Origin of the sequence: Massilia eburnea, from assembly GCF_009720745.1 — a bacterium.
Lineage (GTDB): Bacteria > Pseudomonadota > Gammaproteobacteria > Burkholderiales > Burkholderiaceae_D > Rugamonas > Rugamonas eburnea.
Window position 1 is genome coordinate 1 of sequence record NZ_WNKX01000006.1, and the last position, 17,682, is coordinate 17,682.

Sequence of the window (17,682 nt, forward strand, 5' to 3'; positions counted from 1 at the left end):
CTGCTGGACCGGGCCCCGGGCCGGGGGCAACGCCGCTTGCCGTCGCGCCGCTGACCTGCGGTCCCGCTGCACTGATGGCGGCCTCGGGCGGACGGATGGCGGTGTTGCCGGGAGGAACTGTCCCGGGCACGTTGGCCGGGACCGGGGCGGTGGCCGGATTCGGCGGCGCGCCGGGCGGGGCGACTGCGGCGTTACGCGTCAGGGTGGCGGCCGCCTGGGCGGCGGCCTGGGCCTCGCGCAAGGCTTGGCGGCGTGCTTCCAGCCTGGCCTCTTCTTGTTCTGCCGCAACTGCGTGGGTGGCGTTGCGAGCGTCTTCCAGTCGCTGGGCGGTCAGGCGGTCTTGCAGGGAGAGCGCTTCAGTCGACTCGGCTGCGCGCGTGCGTTCCGCGGCCTCGGCGGCGAGCCTGGCATTTGCTCGCGCGGTATCAATTGCAGCTTGTCGTGTTTGTGTGGCATTTGTCGCGTTTTGCGCGGCGAGCGCTTCTGTTGCGGCAGTTGTCGTAGCTGCCGTGGCTGGCGCCGCGCCGCCTTGGTTCGGCGCGGTGCTCGTGGCGGATCCAGTTGCTGCGGGAGAGCCGGTTGCGCCCGTCTGGCCGGCTGAGTTGGCTGGCGCAGGCGAGCCGGATGCGCCAGCTTGGCCGGCGGGATTGGCTGTGCTGTTCGCCGCCTGCTCCCCGGCGGCGCCGGGCTGGGCTGCCGCGTTCGCGGCGGCAGCAGCTTGCTGGCGTGCGAGGTTCAGCCGGGCGGCAACCAGCGCATCGGTCTGGGCAGACTCCGCCTGTTCGGCTACCAGGCGGCGGGCGGTGTCGAGCCGGTCGGCCGCGGCGCGTTCGGCGCGTGTCAGGCCAAGCTGGTTTGCCTCAACTTGCTGCTGGGCAGCACGGCGCGCGGCGTCGAGGCGGTCGGCCAAAGCTTGCGCCGCAAGGTCTTCCTCGCGCGTGCTTTCCAATTGCCGCGCGGCAGCGGCTTGCGCCTCGGCCAGCCGTTGCTGTTGCGTATCCTCTAGTGTGTTGTCCGCCAGCGCCTGGCTGGCAAGCTGCCGCGTTTCCGCCAGCTGTTCGGCGGCATTGCGCTGCTGGACCGTCAACTCGGCCAGGTTGGGCGATGGCTGGACGATGGCTTCCGCCTGCGGCGACTGGGCCGCCTCGGCGGCAGTATCGGGCGGCGTGGCAACGGCGCTTGCAAGCTGGCTGACCGCCTGGCCGAGTGCGGCCACCGCGCGTTGCGGCGACGCGTTGAAGGCTGAGGCCAGCGCGCCCTCATCGGCGGACAAGGTGCCGCCGCTGGAAACATTGATGCCCGCTTGCGCCAGCGCCGGCTGCTGCGACACCACGACGCCGGCCAGGGTCGCCGGCGCGTGGGCATTCGTGTTTTCCATCACCTGCTGCGCAGCGGCTGCAAACGCCGCCGCATCGCCGCCGCTGGCCGCCAGCTCGCGCAGGCTGCGCTGCGCCAGCACCAGGTTGGACAGGAACAGTCCGAGCGAAGATACCGACGGCGCCGTGGCAGTCGGCGGCGGGACGGCGGCAGGCGTGCTTCGGTCAGGAGGGAAGGCCGGCATGACCGTAGTGGCGCCAGTGACAGGATCGATAGGAATCACGCAGGATCTTTCAACGGGTAGGATTCCAGCTTGCCAGAGATCGCAAGCGCGCATCGTTAGCTGGCGCACGGTGGATGCAGGCGTGCAGCCTTATCGTGACCCTTCCACCTAAACCAAGCGATGAGGAACCCGATCATGGACAACAACATCACCCGCGGCGATGGCCCAAGCAAAGACCTGCGCGCCGGCGTACACAGCACCGTCGACAAAGTGGCGGACAACATCAGCAGCATCGGCGACCAGATGTCTGCCAAGAGCGACCAGCTGAACGCTGCCTACAAGCGCTTTGCCGAATCCGGCCGCAACTACGTGCGCACGAGCCCTGGAAAATCCCTGCTGGTCGCCCTGGCCGCCGGCTATGCAGTTTCCAAGCTGCTGGGAGCGCGCAAGCATTGATGCGGCCGGCGTTGGTGGGTGTACACTAGCCGTATGGATGAGTACGCCCCCCAACAATGGCTTCCTCATGAGCGCCCGCTTTTGCCGGGCTCTCCTTCCACGCCATTACATTCCACTCCCAAGCGCCTGGCCTACCTGCTGGTCGGGCTGATCGTGGCGCTGACCGGTGGCCTGGGCAATGCGCTGGTGACGGTCAACCTGGTCTATGCGCAAGGCTCGCTCGGCGTGACCCAGGCGGAAATCCAATGGCTGCCGGCCGCCTATGTGATGGGCAATGTCTCGATGAACCTGCTGCTGGTGAAGTTCCGCCAGCAGTTCGGCCTGCGCCTGTTCACGGAACTGTTCCTGCTGCTGTACGCCGTGGTCACGGTTGGCCACCTGTTCGTGCACGGGCTGGCGTCGGCCATCGCCGTGCGCGCAGCCCACGGCATCAGCGGCGCGGCGCTGACGGTGCTCGGCCTTTACTATGTGCTGCAAGCGTTTCCGGCACAGCACCGGCTGAAAGGCGTGGTGCTGGGAGTCGGATTTTCGCAATTGACGCTGCCGCTGGCGCGCATCTTCTCTTCCGAACTGCTCTCCATCGCGGAATGGCGTGGGCTGTATTCCTTCGAGCTGGGCATGGCCCTGCTGTCGTTCGGCTGCGTGCTGATGCTCAAACTGCCGCCGGGAGACCGCATCAAGGCATTCGAAAAGATGGACTTCCTCACGTTTGCCCTGTTCGCTCCCGGTGTCGCTTTCCTGTGCGCGGTGCTGGCGCTGGGCCGCACGGTGTGGTGGTTCGAAGCGCGCTGGATCGGCTGGGCGCTGGTGGCCTTCATCGTGCTGTTCACGGCGGCGGTGGCGATCGAACACAACCGGCGCAAGCCCTTGCTCAACACGCGCTGGCTGACCACGGCCAATATGGTGCGGCTGGCGATATCGGTGCTGCTGATCCGCGTGGTGCAGTCGGAGGCCGGTGGCGCCGTCGGCTTCCTGCAGGCGATCGGCTTGAACAACGACCAGATGCAAACACTATGGCTGGTAGCGCTGGCCGGCGCCACGCTGGGCATCCTGACCAGCGCCTTGATCATTACCCCGCAGCGTTTGCAGCCGATGCTGATGTATGCCCTGGCGCTGATGGCAGTGGGCGCGTGGATCGATTCGCAGGCGAGCAGCCTGACCCGCCCGGAGCAGATGTATTTCAGCCAGTTCCTGCTGGCGTACAGCGGCACTTTCTTCCTGGGGCCGGTTTTTGTGTCGGGCTTTGGTGCGGTGATTGCGCAGCCGTGCAACCTGATCAGTTTTTCGCTGATGTTCTCGATGACGCAAAACCTGGGCAGCCTGCTTGGCTCGGCGCTGGTGGGGACCTTCCAGGTGGTGCGCGAGAAATTCCATTCCAGCCAGCTGGTCGAACACCTTACCTTGCAGGATCCGATTGTGGCGGCGCGGGTGCAGGCCCAGGGCTTGCCCTCGCTCAGTGGAGCGGCGACACGGGAAGCCAATATCCTGGCCTATAACGACGTCTTCCTGATGATTTTCTACGTCGCCTGCGGCACGCTGGCTTGGATGGCGCTGCACTATGCGTGGCAGGTTTGCACCGCCACCCGTCCGGTTGCGCCGGCGCAGAATGCGCAGACCGGCATGGCACAGGTTTCTCTTACCAATTCGGGGGCACAATGAGTACACCACCAGCAAGCGGAACGCCAGCCCCGGCCGCGCCGCCAGCACAAGCGGCGCCAGCAGCGCCACCGCCACCGGACCGGCGCGCGCAGTGGCTGTCCGGCATCGGGTTTGCCCTGATCGCACTGGTCGGCGTGCTGATCGTGCTGTATGCATGGCGGCTACCGCCTTTTACTAGCCCGATAGTGTCGACCGAAAATGCAGCGGTGCGCGGGCAGGTGACGGTGGTCGGTTCCCAATTGCCGGCCTATGTGGCCGATGTAAAAGTGCAGGATTTCCAGTTCGTGCACAAAGGCGACTTGCTGGTGGAGCTGGATTCCCGCATCTATCGCCAGCGTTTTGAACAGGCGCAGGCCCAGTTGGCTGCGCAAAAGGCAGCGCTGGCAAACTGGGAACAGTCCCGCAACAGCGCCAAGGCGGGCATCGTGCTGCAGCAAGCCGTACTGTCGAACGCGCAGGCGCAGGCCGCGCGCGCCACAGCGGATTTCGCACGGGCGGAGCAACTGGTGGGCGATGGCTCGCTGTCAGTGCGCGAACAGGATGCGCAGCGAGCGGCGCGGGCGCAGGCAATGGCGGCCGTCGCGCAGGCCAAGGCCAACGTGGACATTGCGCGCCAGCAGTCGCAATCGGTCACGGTCAATCGCGGCGCCCTGGAAGCAGCGGTGGCCAATGCCGAGGCGGCACTGAAGGCCGCCAGCGTCGACCTCGATAACACCCGCATTATCGCCCCCGCGGACGGCCAACTGGGGCAGGTGAACGTACGGCGTGGCGCCTACGTCGCTTCCGGCGCGCAGCTCATGGGCCTGGTGCCGCACGATATGTGGGTGATCGCCAACCTCAAGGAAACGCAGATGAACGCCGTTCAGGTAGGGCAGGGCGCGACCTTCAAGGTGGACGCACTGGACGGAGCGGTACTGACCGGCCAGGTCGAACGCATCTCCCCCGCCACCGGCTCCGAGTTCGCCGTACTGCCCGCCGATAACGCCACCGGCAACTTCGTCAAGATTGCGCAGCGGATCCCGGTACGCATCCGCATCGATCCGGGCCAGAAACTGGCGCCGCGCCTGCGGCCCGGCATGTCGGTCATCGTCAGCATCGATACGTCGGCGGTGCTGAACGAGAAAGCCGCAGGAGCGCGGCCATGAAGCGCACCGCAGCGTGCGCCGCAGCCGCCACCTTGGCGCTGGCCGGATGCGCCGCCCGCATCACCCCGCCGCCCGAGTCGCAGCTTGTCGTGCCGGAAGGCTGGCGCAGCATCGATGCCACCACGGCAGAGCCTGTGTCCCACCATGGGGTCAGACCCCACGGTGGGACACAGGCTCTGCCGGAGCAGAAGTGGTGGGATGCGTATGGCGACCAGGCGCTGTCCGATCTGGTGGCGCGGGTGCTGGAGCACAATACGGACGTGCGCCTGGCGCAGTTGCGCGTCGCGGAATTCCGCGCCCGGCTGGCTGCGGCCGATGCAAACCGTTCGCCGACGCTCAGCGCCACGCTGACGCCGGTGCGCACGCGCACGCTGGCCTACAACGGCGTCCCTTACACGACCAACCTGTTCGCGGGCGAATTCCAGGCGGCCTATGAGGTGGACTTGTGGGGGCGCCTGGCCCACGCCAGCGAAGCAGCGGCGCAATCGCTGGCCGCCGAGCGCGCCAATGCCGGCGCGGCGCAGCTGTCGGTAGCGGCGCTCGCAGCCAACGGCTACCTGCAGCTGCGCGGCCTCGATGCGGCACTCGAGCTGGCGCGCGCCACGGTCGATCTGCGCGAACAGTCGCGCCGCCTGGCGCAGCAACAGTTCGAAACCGGCTACACCTCGCGCCTGGAATGGCTGCAGGCACAGGCCGAATACGAAGCGGCTGCGGAGCAAGTCCCACAGCTGCAGCGCCAGATCAGTGACCAGGAGAACGCGCTGTCGCTGCTGGCGGGCAGCACACCCGGCCCGGTCGCACGCGGCAAAACCCTCGACGAACTGTCCCCGCCATCGATTCCGGTCGGCCTGCCTTCAAGCGTCCTGCAGCGCCGGCCGGACATCGCCCGCGCCGCGCACAACGTTGCCGCCGCAAAGGCCGGCCTGCAAGCGACCAGCGAACAGCTGCTGCCTTCCTTCCGCCTGACGGCGACGGCCGGCATTCAGTCCACGGATTTCAGCAACTTCCTGCACGATCCCACCTATTTGTGGCGCGTGGGCGCCGGATTGGCCGCGCCATTATGGGAAGGCGGCCGCGTGCAGGCGCAAACCGATGCCGCCGCCGCGCAGCGCGACCAGTCGTTGCTGGCCTACGAACAGACGGTGCGCAACGCGCTGGTGGAAGTGGAAAACAGCCTGACCGCGCTGCAGCGCCTGCGCGAGCAGCTGGACAAGAACGATGCCCGCCGCGCCACCGCGGCGGAAACGCTGCGCATCGCGCGCAACCGCTATCGCAACGGCTACGCCTCCTACCTGGAAGAGCTGGACGCCCAGCGTACCCTGTTCAATGCCGATGTCACGCGCCTGCAGCTGCGCAGCCGCCTGCTGGGCGCCAGCGTGGATTTGTACCGTGCCCTGGGTGGCGGCTGGAAAGAAGACTAGCGCGTAATATTCAGGTTCTTCAATCTCTGGAAAGAAAACCGTGGACCCACGTACATTTGCTATTGACCTGTTCGACCGCTGGACGCAATTGTGGAATCTGGAGTTCCACCTGGCCGCAGATCTGCTCGCGCCGGCGCTGGAACTGCACTACGCGCAAGCCGGTTCGGAACTTTTCGATACTGTCAAAACGCCGGAACAGCTGCTGCACGCCATTCGCCATTGGCATGACCTGAAGCCGGGAATAAAGTTTGAAGTCGAGGGCCTGCCATGCGTTGACGCTGCCCAGAGCGGCGACTCCTGCTCGGGAACGATTGCGCGGCCATACAACGTCTGTCTCGTGAATGCGGACAATGAGGATGTGTGGCGCAGCGGCACGGATATCCTGAAATTCCAGGATGGCTTGATCTGCGAGGTCTGGTCAGTTTCGAGCGGCAGGGAAGGGCGAAGCTTCCGCCAGGACCTGGCCTTCGTCCCGAACTAGTCCTTCCGCTCCTGCAGCAGGTGACCGTGTACTTCCGCCGTCAGCTTGTCGATGCGCTCGACCAGTTGCTTGGTCGCTTCGGTCAGTTCGGTATTCTGGCGCAACAGCTCCATCATTTGCGCGGTATGGCGCGCTGCCTGCTGCGCCAGTGCCTCGCGGTGACGGGCATCGGCATCGTTATGGGCCTTGTCGCGCTCCGCCTGGCGCGTTTGCGCCAGCAGGATCAGCGGCGCGGCATATGCTGCCTGCAAGCTGAAGGCAAGGTTCAGCAGGATGAATGGATACGGGTCGAAATGCGTCAGGCCCCAGATGTTGGCACCGATCCAGACCGCGACAATCAGCGTTTGCGCGCCGAGGAACAAGGGCGTACCGAAGAAGCGCGCAAACGCCTCGGCCTTCAGCCCGAAGGTGTCGGCGCCAAAGGTCCTGGTCAGGTGTTCATGTTCGCGATGGAAGCGCAGGTGGTCATTGTCATGGCCTGGCTGGGCGCTCATAAGTCTTCTTTCTCATCGATGGGAATGAAAAGCTCGCAGGCAAAGGCGCCGGTCTGGGGATCGGTACGGAAGTCGGCGGCATAGCGCTCGAAGGGAGGGCCAGGGCGGCCTTTCAATCCGGCCGCCGGCAGAGCCTTCGCGTAAAAAGCATACCAGGCCTCGCCAATGCCCGAAGGGGGACCATAAAAATCCACCACGGCATAGCGCCCGCCGGTGATGGTCGCCAGCGCAGCGGGCGGCGGCGCCGGGTCGTCATGGCCGATTTCGACACAGGCGTCGTAGCGGCATTTTTCCGGCGGAGTCGTACCGGGATCATCCATCGCCACGCCATACGTTACGCGGCCTGCCAGGCCGTTATCCCTTATCCAGGGATCGACAACGTCGCGCCAGAACGCGCCCAGCGCTGGACCAAAAGGGCCGGTGTGGCGCAGGAAAGCCACGCGGGCAGGTTCGATATCGACAACGCGCACTTTCATGTCGGGCTCCTTATTCGGCGACCGGCGCCGATACGTGTTTATGCGGCTTGCGGATCCTGTGCACGATACGCTTCAGCAGGTGTTCGCCATCGTCGATGATGGTGAAGACGGCCGGCACCACCAGCAGCGACAGCAGGGTCGATGTTATCAAGCCGCCAATCACCGCAATGGCCATCGGCGAACGGAAGCTCGGGTCGGCGCCCATGCCCAGGGCCAGCGGCATCATGCCGGCGCCCATGGCGATGGTGGTCATCAGGATCGGGCGGCTGCGCTTGTGGCAGGCATCGACCAGGGCGTCAAAGCGGCTCATGCCGTCTTCGCGCGCCAGGATGGCGTAATCGACCAGCAGGATCGAATTCTTGGTCACGATACCCATCAGCATGATCAGGCCGATCATGGACGGCATTGACAGCGCTTTCTGCGTCACCAGCAGCGCCACGAATGCGCCGCCGATCGACAGCGGCAGTGCGGCCAGGATGGTCAGCGGCTGCAGGAAGTCGTGGAACAGCAGCACCAGCACGCCGTAGATGCACAAGACGCCGATCAGCATCGCGATGACAAAGCTGACGAACAGGTTGGCCATTTCCTGCGTATCGCCCAGTTCTGCGCGTGTCACGGTGGGCGGCAGGTTCTTCATCGACGGCAGCTGGCGCGCTTCTTCATCCAGCTCGCCAAGCGTGCGGTTGCCCAGCTCCACGTCCAGCGTCACGTTGCGGCTGCGGTTAAGGCGGTCGATCTGCGCCGGACCCGATTCCATCGTGATGCTGGCGACATTTGCCAGCATCACGGGGCCATTGCGGCCGGGGACGGTCAGGCGGCCGATCGCATCGAGGTCGGCGCGCACGCTGTCCGGCAGCTTGACGCGGATCGGCACCTGGCGTTCGGCCAGGTTCATCTTGGTCAGTTCGAAATCGTAATCGCCGGCCGTGGCCACGCGCACCGTTTCACCGATGGCGTTGGCGGTGACGCCCAGGTCGGCCGCCTTGGCAAAATCAGGGCGGACGATAATTTCCGGGCGCACCAGCGAAGCGCTGGAGGTGACGTTGCCGATGCCATGCAGGGTGCGCAGTTCGCGTTCCACCTTGCGTGCCGAATCGATCAGGGCGACCGGGTCTTCCGAGCGCAGCACAAGCTGCATCTTGATGCCGGTATCAGGCGGGCCGACGGTGAAGCGCGCGCCGGGCAGGGCGGACAGCTTGTCGCGGATCATGTTTTCAATCTGCCCCATCGATTCCTTGCGGTCGTTGCGGTGCACGGTGGTGATGGTCAGCACGGCGCGGCGCGCTTCGGCCGCAGCGCCGGGGGCAAAGGCGTCGCCCGAAGAACCGCCGCCAATGGAGCTGAAGACGTGCGTGATCGGTTTGACCTGCATGATCGCCAGGCGTGCACGCTCGGCGACGGCGCGCGTTTCGGCCAGGGTTGAGCCGGGGGGCAGTTCCAGGTTCACCATGGTCTGGTTGCGGTCGGCCGGGGGGATGAAGCCGGTCGGCAGGAAGAACACCAGCATGATGGAACAGACGAAGAACACCGACGCTGCGATGGCGGTCTTCCAGCGGTTGCGCAGGCACCAGCGCATGGTCTTCATGTAGCGCTGCATGATCCAGCCGTCTTCCTGCTGCGGCTTGTCGGTCTGCTTCAGCAGGTGCGCCGCCATCATCGGCGTCAGCAAACGCGCCACCACCAGCGATGCCAGCACCGCCAGCACGGCGGCCCAGCCGAACTGCTTGAAGAATTTGCCGGGAATGCCGCCCATGAAGGCGGTCGGCAGGAACACGGCCACCAGGGCGAAGGTGGTGGCGATCACCGCCATCCCGATTTCGTCGGCCGCTTCCATGGCCGCCTGCATCGGCGTCTTGCCCATGTGCAGGTGGCGCTCGATATTTTCGATTTCCACGATCGCGTCGTCCACCAGCACGCCGACCACCAGGGCCAGCGACAGCAGGGTCACGGTATTCAGCGTGAAGCCCATCCAGTACATGCCGAGGAAGGCCGGCAGCACCGACAGCGGCAGCGCAGAGGCGGCCACCAGCGTGGCGCGCCAGTCGCGCAGGAACCACCACACCACCAGCACGGCGAGGATGGCGCCTTCGTACAGCAGTTCCATCGAGCCGGCGAAGTTTTCGGCGACCGGCGAGGCGTTGTCGATCGATTCGGTGATGGCGATGGTCGGATGCGCTTGTCGCAGTTCTTCCACTGCGGCGCGGGCGTCCTTGGCCACCTGGGTTTCGCTGGCGCCCTTGGTGCGGAAGATTTCGAAGCCCACCACTTTCTTGCCGTCCTGGCTTGCTTCGGAGCGCGGCTCGGCGATGGTGTCGGTGACGTTCGCAACCTGCTCCAGGCGGATGTGGCGCCCGTCGCCCAGCGGAATATCCATCTGCGACAGTTCCTGCGCGCTGTGCACGGTGGCGATGGTGCGCACCGATTGCTCGGCGCCGCTGATGTCGCCGCGTCCGCCCGGCTCTTCCTTCTGTACCTGGCGCAGCATGCGCGACACGTCCAGCGCGGAGACGCGCAGCGCCGCCATGCGTTCATCGTCCAGTTCCACGCGGATCTCGCGGTTCACGCCGCCGACGCGCTTGACTGCGCCCACGCCGCTGACCGACAGCAGCTTTTTGGATACGGCATTGTCCACATACCAGCTCAGGTCCGCATCGTCGGTCCTGGCGCCTTCCTTCGGCGTGACGACGAAAGTCAGGATCACGCGGCCCGCAGTGGATACTTTGCTGACCACCGGGTCGCGCATTTCGCTTGGCATGTCGGCGCGTACGCGGGTGACGGCGTCGCGCACTTCGTTCACCGCGTCTGAAATGTTCTTTTCGAGGATGAATTCAACGGTGATGGTGGCGGTGCCGTCCAGCACCTTGGCATAGATATTCTTGATGCCCTGCAGCGTGGCGACCGAGTCCTCGATCTTGCGCGCCACTTCCGTTTCCAGCTGGGCCGGTGCGGCGCCGGGCAGGGAGGCGGAAACGGTGACGATCGGCAGCTCGATGTCCGGGAAATCCTGCACCGGGTTGGCGCGATATGCCATCAGGCCTGCCAGCGACAGCAGGATGAACAGCATGATGGCCGGAACCGGGTGCTTGATTGAAAGGGCCGAGAAATTCATCGCAGCTCCTTAGCGGGCGGGCTTGATGGGGTTCGACGCCTGCGCCGGCGCGCCGGTATTGCGTACCAGGTCGCCATCGTTCAGGAAGCCGGCGCCGGCAGCAACGATCAGCGCATCCGGAGCCAGGCCTTGCAGCACTTCGATACGCTCGCCAATGCGGCGGCCAACCTGCACCTTGACCTGGCTCACACGCTGGTCCTGGTTCAGGCGGAATACGTAGCTGAAGCCATCGCGCACGGTGATCGCTTGCTGCGGTACGGTCAGGGCGTCGGATGCGCCCAGTTCAAACTGGCCGGTGGCGAACATGCCGGCCTTGAACGGCGCCTGCTTGCCATTGTTGGGCGGCAGGTCGACATAGACCAGGGCCGAGCGGGTTTGCGGGTCGATGGTCGGCGCCACCATGCGTACCTTGCCTGTCAATTCACTGCCATTGGCGGCTTTCACCACGGCGCTGGTGCCGATCTTGATGTTGCGCAGGTCGGCGGCGGTGACTTCGGCGCGCCACTCCAGGCGGCCCTGCCGGATCATGCGGAACAATTCGGTGCCGGGACCGGCCACCGCGCCAACCGTGGCGCTGCGGGCCGAGATCACGCCCGCGTCGGGCGCCACCACCCTGGTATAGCGCAGGCGCAGTTCGGCCGCCGCCAGCATGGCCTTGGCGGAAGCGGCGCGCGCACGGGCGGTGGCTTCGGCGGTGGTGTACTGGCTGATCTGCTGGGCGCTCAGGGCGCCGGTGTTTTCAATCGAACGCGCACGGTCGGCGTTGGCCTTGGCTTCGGCGGCAGCGGCTTCCGCCTCCATCAGCGCGGCCTTGGCTTGCGCCACGTCGGCCTGCGGGGTTTCCGGCGCGAACACGGCCAGCACTTCGCCCTTCGAGACGACGTCGCCCACGTTCACCTTGACGTCGGACAGGCGCAAGCCGTTCGACTCGCTGCTGATGACCGCTTCCTGCCAGGCGGCGACGTTGCCGTTGGCGGTCAGGCGGATCGGCAGGCTGGTCTTCTCAGGCCGTATGGTGCTGACGGTCAGCGATGGCTTGGCGGTGGCGGCTTTCTTGTCCTCGGCCATGGCGCAAGGCGCCTGCGCCAGCGCGGCGAGGGCGGTGGCGATGGTCAGGGCCGCGATGGCGGATGGAGTGCGGTGCAATGGTTTCATAGTCGTTCCGTTCTTATTGCGCGGCGGGCGCGGTCCAGCCGCCGCCTGCTGCACGGTACAGGGCGATCCAGGCGGCGCTGCGTTCGCGCTGCAGGTTCACCACTGTGTTTTCTGCGGCCAGCCGGGTGCGGCGGGCATCCTCCAGTTCGAGCAGGCTGGCCAGCCCGTTCTTGTAGCGTTCTTCGGTGGCGGTGAAGAAGCTGCGGTAGCCTTCAAGCGCTACCTGCGCATCTTCGGCCCGCTCCTGGGTGCTTTGCAGCGCCACCAGGGCCTGTTCGATTTCCGATACGGCCTGGCGCACGCTGGCCTTGTAGCTCGATACGGCGGCCTTATACCTGGCGCGCGCCGCTTCCACATTGGCGCGGCGCACGCCCCAGTCAATGATGGGCAGCGTCATCTGCAGCGGGCCGAGGGTCCATACATTGGCGCTGATGTCCTGGCCTTCCACGTGCAGCCGGCCGCGCCCGATCGAGCCGCCCAGGCCGAGGTGCGGCCAGCGCTGGGCACGCGCGCCGGCAACGTCGTAGCTGGCGGCCGCCACTTCCTGCGCCGCGTTGAAGACGTCGGGCCGCTGTTCCAGAATCTGGGCCGGCATGGAATCGATGGCGATGCCAGCAGCGGGGGACAGGACGGCGCCCGCTGCGCTCTCGGCCAGGCGCGCGCGCAAATCCGGTTCCGGGATGGCGGTCAGCGCCACCAGCACTTTCAGTTCGCTGTCGCAGGCTGCGCGTTGCGCCAGCGCGCGGTTGTTGCCGTCGGCGGCGCTGGCGCGCGCCAGCGCGTTGGCCGATGGCGACTGGAAGCCAGCCTTGGTCGTGATGTCGGTCAGGCGGGCTGTGTGCGCGCGCGATGCAGCGTCCATGCGCGCCACCGTCAGCAGCTTCTCGCAGGCGCGCAGGCTGTAATACTGGTTGGCCGTTTCGGCCGCCACCGTGACGCGCGCCTCGTGCCAGCCTGCCTGCGCGCCTAGGTGGCGGGCGATGGCGGCATTGCGGCGCGCACGGCCGCCGCCGAACAGGTCGATCTCCCACTGGGCCTGGGCCAGCAGCGTGGTGGTGGTATTCATGGGCGCGTTGACGGACTGCTGGCTCATGCGGGTGGAGCTCAGGACCCCGATCAGGGAGGGGGCGAGGGCGGCGCCGGCGGCGGTGCGCTCGGCGCTTGCTGCGGCAAAACGCGCCTGGGCGCTGGCGATGGTGGGACTGGCCGCCTGTGCGGCCTCGATCAGCTGCACCAGCAGCGGGTCGGACTGGCTTTGCCACCAGCTGGCCAGTTCGCCGGTGCTGCCATTGTGCGGCAGGGGCGCTTGCCATTGCTGCGGCGCGTCCGCCGCGACCTTAGCCGCCGGCCCGGTGATGCCGCAGGCGCTGAGCGCCAGCACGGTCACCATGGTGAGCGGGACCTGATATCTCTTCATGCCGTCCTTTCATTTTGCGCAACATGAATTAAAGCATATAAATCAACCAATTAACATCCTGATACAAAGGATTCTTTGCCTTCAATTCGTGCGCTAGCGTATAAAGAAAAGACCGTAAAACATTGTATTGGGACGACATCATGCGACCTTTCGCATTTGCCCCTTTGCTGGCCGCCGCCCTGGCGCTGCCGCAAGCTGCCCCGTGGGCCGCGCCGCTGGCCAGCGAACGAGCCGCGGTCCATGTGCTGAACCGGCTGGCCTATGGGCCGCGGCCCGGCGATATCGACCGCGTGCGCCAGATGGGCGTACAGGCCTATATGGAGGAGCAACTGAATCCTCCGCCCCTACCGGTAGCGTTAAGCCAGCGTCTCGACAAGCTCGAAACCTTACAGATGAGCACAGGCGAAGCGCTGGCGCGCTTCCAGGAAGCGCGCCAGGAGAAGGATGGCGAGCGCCGCGAACTGGTGAAGCAGATGGCGTCCGAAGCTGCCGAAGCGCGCCTGCTGCGCGCCATTGAAAGCCCGCGCCAGCTGGAAGAGGTGATGGTCGATTTCTGGTACAACCACTTCAACGTCTTCGCCGGCAAGGGACAGGACCGTGCGCTGGTGGCGAGCTATGAACGCGATGCGATCCGTCCGTACGTCTTCGGTTCCTTCCGCCGGATGCTGGGCGCCACCGCGCACCACCCGGCCATGCTGTTCTACCTGGACAACTGGGTATCGAAAGCGGGCGGCCTGAATGAAAACTATGCGCGCGAGCTGATGGAGCTGCACACGCTGGGCGTGGACGGCGGCTACACCCAGAAGGACGTGACCGAGCTGGCGCGCATGCTGACCGGCTGGACCTATGCCCCAAGGCGCGGCGCGCAGTTCGTGTTCGATCCGCGCCGCCATGACAACGGCGCCAAGACCTGGCTGGGCAAGCCCGTCACCGCGCGCGGTGTGAGCGAGGGCGAGTACGCGCTGGACGTGCTGGCCGTGCATCCATCCACCGCCCGCAACATCAGCCGCGAACTGGCGCAGTATTTCGTGGCCGACCAGCCGCCGCCGGCCCTGGTTGAACGCATGGCGCAGACCTGGATCGCGAGCAACGGCGATATCCGCTCCGTGCTGCGCACCCTGTTCTCCAGCCAGGAATTCATGGACCAGCAGTACGCCGGCGCCAAATACAAGACGCCGTACCAGTACGTGGTGTCCGCTTCGCGCGCGGCCGCCATGCCGATGACGGAAGTGAAGCCGCTGGTGGGCATCCTGTCCCGCCTTGGCATGCCGCTCTACGGCTGCCAGACGCCGGACGGCTACAAGAACACGGAGGCGGCCTGGCTTAACCCGGATGGCCTGAGCCGCCGCATCAGCTACGCGTTGTCGATTTCTTCCGGCGCCGATGCGGCCGCCGTGCAGGAAGCGCTGGGCGCCTCGGTGTCAAAGCGCACCGCCGCCATCGTCGCCGACAGCAACGAGCGCCTGCGCGCCGGCATGCTGCTGGGCAGCCCCGACTTCATGCAACGCTGAGGACCGACCATCATGCAACGACGCCAATTCCTGAACGCCTTTGCCGCCAGCGCCGGCCTGCTGCTGCCGCTTGGCCCGCACGCCTGGGCCGCAACGATGGCCCCCGGCAGCAGCGCGCCCACCTCCAGGAAACTGATCGTGGTCATGCTGCGCGGCGCGGTCGACGGCATGAACGTGGTGGCCCCGGTGGCCGATGCCGAATATGCCCGCCTGCGTCCCAATATCGCGCTGGCCAAACCCGGCGCGGACGATGGCGCATTGGACCTGGACGGCTATTTTGGCCTGCACCCGGCGCTGGCGCCGCTGATGCCGCTGTGGCAGCAGAAGAAGCTGGCCTTCGTCCACGCCAGCGGTTCGCCTGACGCCAGCCGCTCCCACTTCGATGCGCAGGACTATATGGAATCGGCCACGCCGGGCGTGAAAAGCACGCAGGACGGCTGGATGAACCGCCTGCTTGGCGTGCTGCCGGGCGAGTCCACCCCGACGCGCGCACTGAGCATCGGCCCGGTGATGCCGCGCATCCTTTCCGGCGCGCTGCCGGCGACCAATCTCGCCAACGGTGCAGCCGGCACGCGTGCCACGCCGCTGGACCGGCCGCAGATTGCCAAGGCCTTCGATGCGCTGTACACCGGCAATGAGCGCTTCGGCAAAGTCTACGTCGATGGCCGCCAGGCGCACGAGGAGGTGATGGCCGCCGCCAACAGCGGCATGATGTCCGAGATGCAGGCGGCCGACAACGGCGCACCGCTGCCCAACGGCTTCCCCGACGATGCCGCCCGCCTGGCGACGCTGATGCGCAACAAGCCCAATATCCAGCTGGCCTTCATCGCGCTCGGCGGCTGGGACACCCACGCCAACCAGGGCGCCGGCAGCGGCCAGCTGGCCAACCGCCTGCAGCCGCTGGGCACAGGATTGGCCACGCTGGCGCAGCGCCTGGGACCATTGTTTGACGATACCGTGATCGTGGTGATGTCGGAATTCGGCCGCACGGCGCGCGAGAACGGCAACCGCGGCACTGACCATGGCCACGGCAACGCCATGTGGGTGCTGGGCGGGAAGGTGCAGGGCGGCAGGGTGGCCGGCGAGTGGAAAGGCCTGGCAGACGGCCAGTTGAACGAAGGACGCGACTTGCCTGTCACCACCGATTTCCGCCGCGTGCTGGCCCACATTGCGGAGCGCCACCTTCGCCTGCCCGATAGTGCGCTGGTCCGCGCCTTCCCCGGCCTGCCTGGCGGCGCGCCGCTCAACCTGCTGGCCTGAGCTCAGATGGTTTCGGTCTCGCGCACGGTCAGCGGGCTGGCCAGCGCGTAGCGCGCAATATCGTCCTTGCGCATGAATGCCACGCCGGCATGCGATGTCGCGTAGCGCAGGAACTGGTCCCAGGCGCGCACCATCTGCGGCGTGCCGCTGATGCGGTCATGTGCGCTGATCGACATCATGCGCCGGCGCGCCCCGCCTTCGCTGTAGAGCTGGTCGAAATCGAGCTTGACCTGTTCCAGGAACTGCGCGGGCGAATAGTTGCGGCCTTCCACCAGCAGGATGTCATTGTTGCGCAGCGTGTAAGGAACGACAGTGAAGTCCTTGCCATTGACTGGCTCAATGAAGGGCTCGTCGCGGCTCAAGTCGTCGATATGGTACAGATAGCCAAGCTCCTGCAGCAGTTCCAGGGTGTGAGGACTGCGCCGCAGCCAGTTGCAGTTGTAGCCCAGTGGGCGCTGGCCGGTGGCTTGCTGCACCATGTCGGCCGCGTCGATCAGGAACTGGCGCTCTTGTTGCCGGCCCATCGCGAATTGCGGGCTCCAGCGCGGGCCGTGCGCCGCTGCCTCATGGCCGCGCCGTACGATCTCGCGCGCCAGTTCGGGGTGCCGGCGTGCTGCTTCGCCAATGATGTGCGACGTGACCTTTACGCCGTACCGGTCCCACAGGTCGAGCATGCGCGGGATGCCTTCGCGGTAGCCGTAGGCGAACCAGGTATTCGCGGCCAGGTCGGACGGTACGCTGGATGGGAAGTCCACTTTCGGGAAGGGGCTGTCGGCGCCCCGTGCCGGCTGGCCGCCCGCCTCGAATTGCATGGAGATCGAGATCACCAGGCGGGCGCCGCCCGGCCAGTACGAACCGGACGCATCGCCGGCGGCCGCTTGCGTCGAAGCGAGGCTGTCGCCGCCCGACAGCGCGGCGCTAGCCGCAAGCGTCCCAGCCTGGGCCATGAAGCGGCGGCGTGATGGCTGCGCCGTACCCTTTTCGTTCGCGCGCATGGCGTTATTCTCCAATCACGCCAAGCTGGCGCAGGAAGGCGAGGTTGTCTTCAATATGCCAGTTGTCGGCGATGCGCCCGTCGGCGATGCGGTAAATGTCCGTGGCGATGAAATCGATCTCCTGGCCTTTGCCCTGCACACCTTTGAAGCTGCCGGTGAAATGTCCGCGCAAGCGCAGGTGCAGCACCACCCGGTCGCCGCTGGCAATGAGCTGCTCAATGTCGGCATGCATGTCGGGAACGGCCGCGCGCACGAAGGCCGATGCCGCCAATGGCCCGGGCAAGCCCTGCGCACGCCCCGGTGGCAGCGTGCGGTCGGTGAACCCAGGCGCCAGCGCGGCGCGGGCCAGCGTCTGGTCGCCGTTATTCCAGAACGATGCATAGCGCCGTGCGGCGAGAACGTTGGCTTGCGCCTGCGCTGGCGGCAGCGAGGGATCGATGAACTGCAGCTGCGGCTGCACCAGCTGCGTGTCTGGAGCCGCTTGTGCTGCGGCCAGGGGCAGGGCGAACAGCAAGGGAAGAAGGCGTTTCATATTTTCTCCTTTTGAAAGGATTTCATCGTAT

At 66.2% G+C, this 17,682-nt stretch carries 15 protein-coding genes; 7 read left to right on the forward strand and 8 right to left on the reverse strand.

The genetic code is table 11. The features are described from left to right. Positions 1 to 1,600, reverse strand: a 1,600-nt coding sequence (locus tag GM658_RS09285) for a hypothetical protein (RefSeq protein ID WP_155453744.1), incomplete at its 3' end; no start/stop codon positions are given. Positions 1,601 to 1,735: 135 nt separating this feature from the next. Here GM658_RS09285 and GM658_RS09290 point away from each other — a divergent pair. From GM658_RS09290 to GM658_RS09310, 5 genes are read left to right on the forward strand one after another with little or no spacing between them, the layout of a single operon-like run. Beyond that, positions 1,736 to 1,996: a hypothetical protein gene (locus GM658_RS09290; RefSeq protein WP_155453745.1), complete on the forward strand. Its 261-nt coding sequence runs from the start codon at positions 1,736 to 1,738 to the stop codon at positions 1,994 to 1,996. A 33-nt stretch (positions 1,997 to 2,029) separates the two neighbouring features. Then, positions 2,030 to 3,655, forward strand: a complete 1,626-nt coding sequence (locus GM658_RS09295; RefSeq protein WP_155453746.1) for an MFS transporter — start codon at positions 2,030 to 2,032, stop codon at positions 3,653 to 3,655. Further along, positions 3,652 to 4,800 carry an HlyD family secretion protein gene (locus tag GM658_RS09300; RefSeq protein ID WP_155453747.1) on the forward strand — a complete coding sequence of 383 codons (1,149 nt, stop codon included), beginning with the start codon at positions 3,652 to 3,654 and terminating at the stop codon, positions 4,798 to 4,800. Before GM658_RS09295 ends, GM658_RS09300 begins: the two co-directional genes overlap by 4 nt. Beyond that, a complete protein-coding gene (locus GM658_RS09305; RefSeq protein WP_155453748.1) occupies positions 4,797 to 6,221 on the forward strand; it encodes an efflux transporter outer membrane subunit in 1,425 nt (474 codons plus the stop codon). Before GM658_RS09300 ends, GM658_RS09305 begins: the two co-directional genes overlap by 4 nt. Positions 6,222 to 6,261: 40 nt before the next feature. Beyond that, on the forward strand, positions 6,262 to 6,702 hold the full coding sequence (locus GM658_RS09310; protein WP_155453749.1) for a hypothetical protein: 441 nt from the start codon (positions 6,262 to 6,264) through the stop codon (positions 6,700 to 6,702). Here GM658_RS09310 and GM658_RS09315 read toward each other — a convergent pair. Genes GM658_RS09315 through GM658_RS09335 form a run of 5 tightly spaced genes read right to left on the reverse strand, consistent with a single transcriptional unit; the run spans position 6,699 to position 13,353 of the window. After that, positions 6,699 to 7,196, reverse strand: coding sequence for a DUF1003 domain-containing protein (locus GM658_RS09315; RefSeq protein WP_155453750.1), 498 nt, complete (start codon positions 7,194 to 7,196; stop codon positions 6,699 to 6,701). The genes GM658_RS09310 and GM658_RS09315 overlap by 4 nt on opposite strands. Next, positions 7,193 to 7,672, reverse strand: coding sequence for an AraC family transcriptional regulator (locus GM658_RS09320; RefSeq protein ID WP_155453751.1), 480 nt, complete (start codon positions 7,670 to 7,672; stop codon positions 7,193 to 7,195). The genes GM658_RS09315 and GM658_RS09320 overlap by 4 nt, the downstream gene beginning before the upstream one ends. Positions 7,673 to 7,682: 10 nt before the next feature. Next, positions 7,683 to 10,781, reverse strand: a complete 3,099-nt coding sequence (locus GM658_RS09325; protein WP_155453752.1) for an efflux RND transporter permease subunit — start codon at positions 10,779 to 10,781, stop codon at positions 7,683 to 7,685. Between the two features lie 9 nt (positions 10,782 to 10,790). Next, positions 10,791 to 11,936, reverse strand: coding sequence for an efflux RND transporter periplasmic adaptor subunit (locus tag GM658_RS09330; protein WP_155453753.1), 1,146 nt, complete (start codon positions 11,934 to 11,936; stop codon positions 10,791 to 10,793). Between the two features lie 13 nt (positions 11,937 to 11,949). After that, positions 11,950 to 13,353: an efflux transporter outer membrane subunit gene (locus tag GM658_RS09335; RefSeq protein ID WP_155453754.1), complete on the reverse strand. Its 1,404-nt coding sequence runs from the start codon at positions 13,351 to 13,353 to the stop codon at positions 11,950 to 11,952. A gap of 140 nt (positions 13,354 to 13,493) precedes the next feature. Between GM658_RS09335 and GM658_RS09340 the strand changes: the two genes are divergently transcribed. Together GM658_RS09340 and GM658_RS09345 are read left to right on the forward strand one after the other, a co-directional pair. Continuing rightward, on the forward strand, positions 13,494 to 14,864 hold the full coding sequence (locus GM658_RS09340) for a DUF1800 domain-containing protein (RefSeq protein ID WP_155453755.1): 1,371 nt from the start codon (positions 13,494 to 13,496) through the stop codon (positions 14,862 to 14,864). 12 nt (positions 14,865 to 14,876) lie between these two features. Beyond that, positions 14,877 to 16,124 carry a DUF1501 domain-containing protein gene (locus tag GM658_RS09345; RefSeq protein WP_155453756.1) on the forward strand — a complete coding sequence of 416 codons (1,248 nt, stop codon included), beginning with the start codon at positions 14,877 to 14,879 and terminating at the stop codon, positions 16,122 to 16,124. Between the two features lie 2 nt (positions 16,125 to 16,126). Here the strand turns inward: GM658_RS09345 and GM658_RS09350 are convergent, their stop codons facing one another. Together GM658_RS09350 and GM658_RS09355 are read right to left on the reverse strand one after the other, a co-directional pair. After that, positions 16,127 to 17,119: a polysaccharide deacetylase family protein gene (locus GM658_RS09350; protein ID WP_155453757.1), complete on the reverse strand. Its 993-nt coding sequence runs from the start codon at positions 17,117 to 17,119 to the stop codon at positions 16,127 to 16,129. A gap of 4 nt (positions 17,120 to 17,123) precedes the next feature. Further along, positions 17,124 to 17,651, reverse strand: a complete 528-nt coding sequence (locus GM658_RS09355) for an ester cyclase (protein ID WP_155453758.1) — start codon at positions 17,649 to 17,651, stop codon at positions 17,124 to 17,126. Positions 17,652 to 17,682 lie beyond the last annotated feature (31 nt).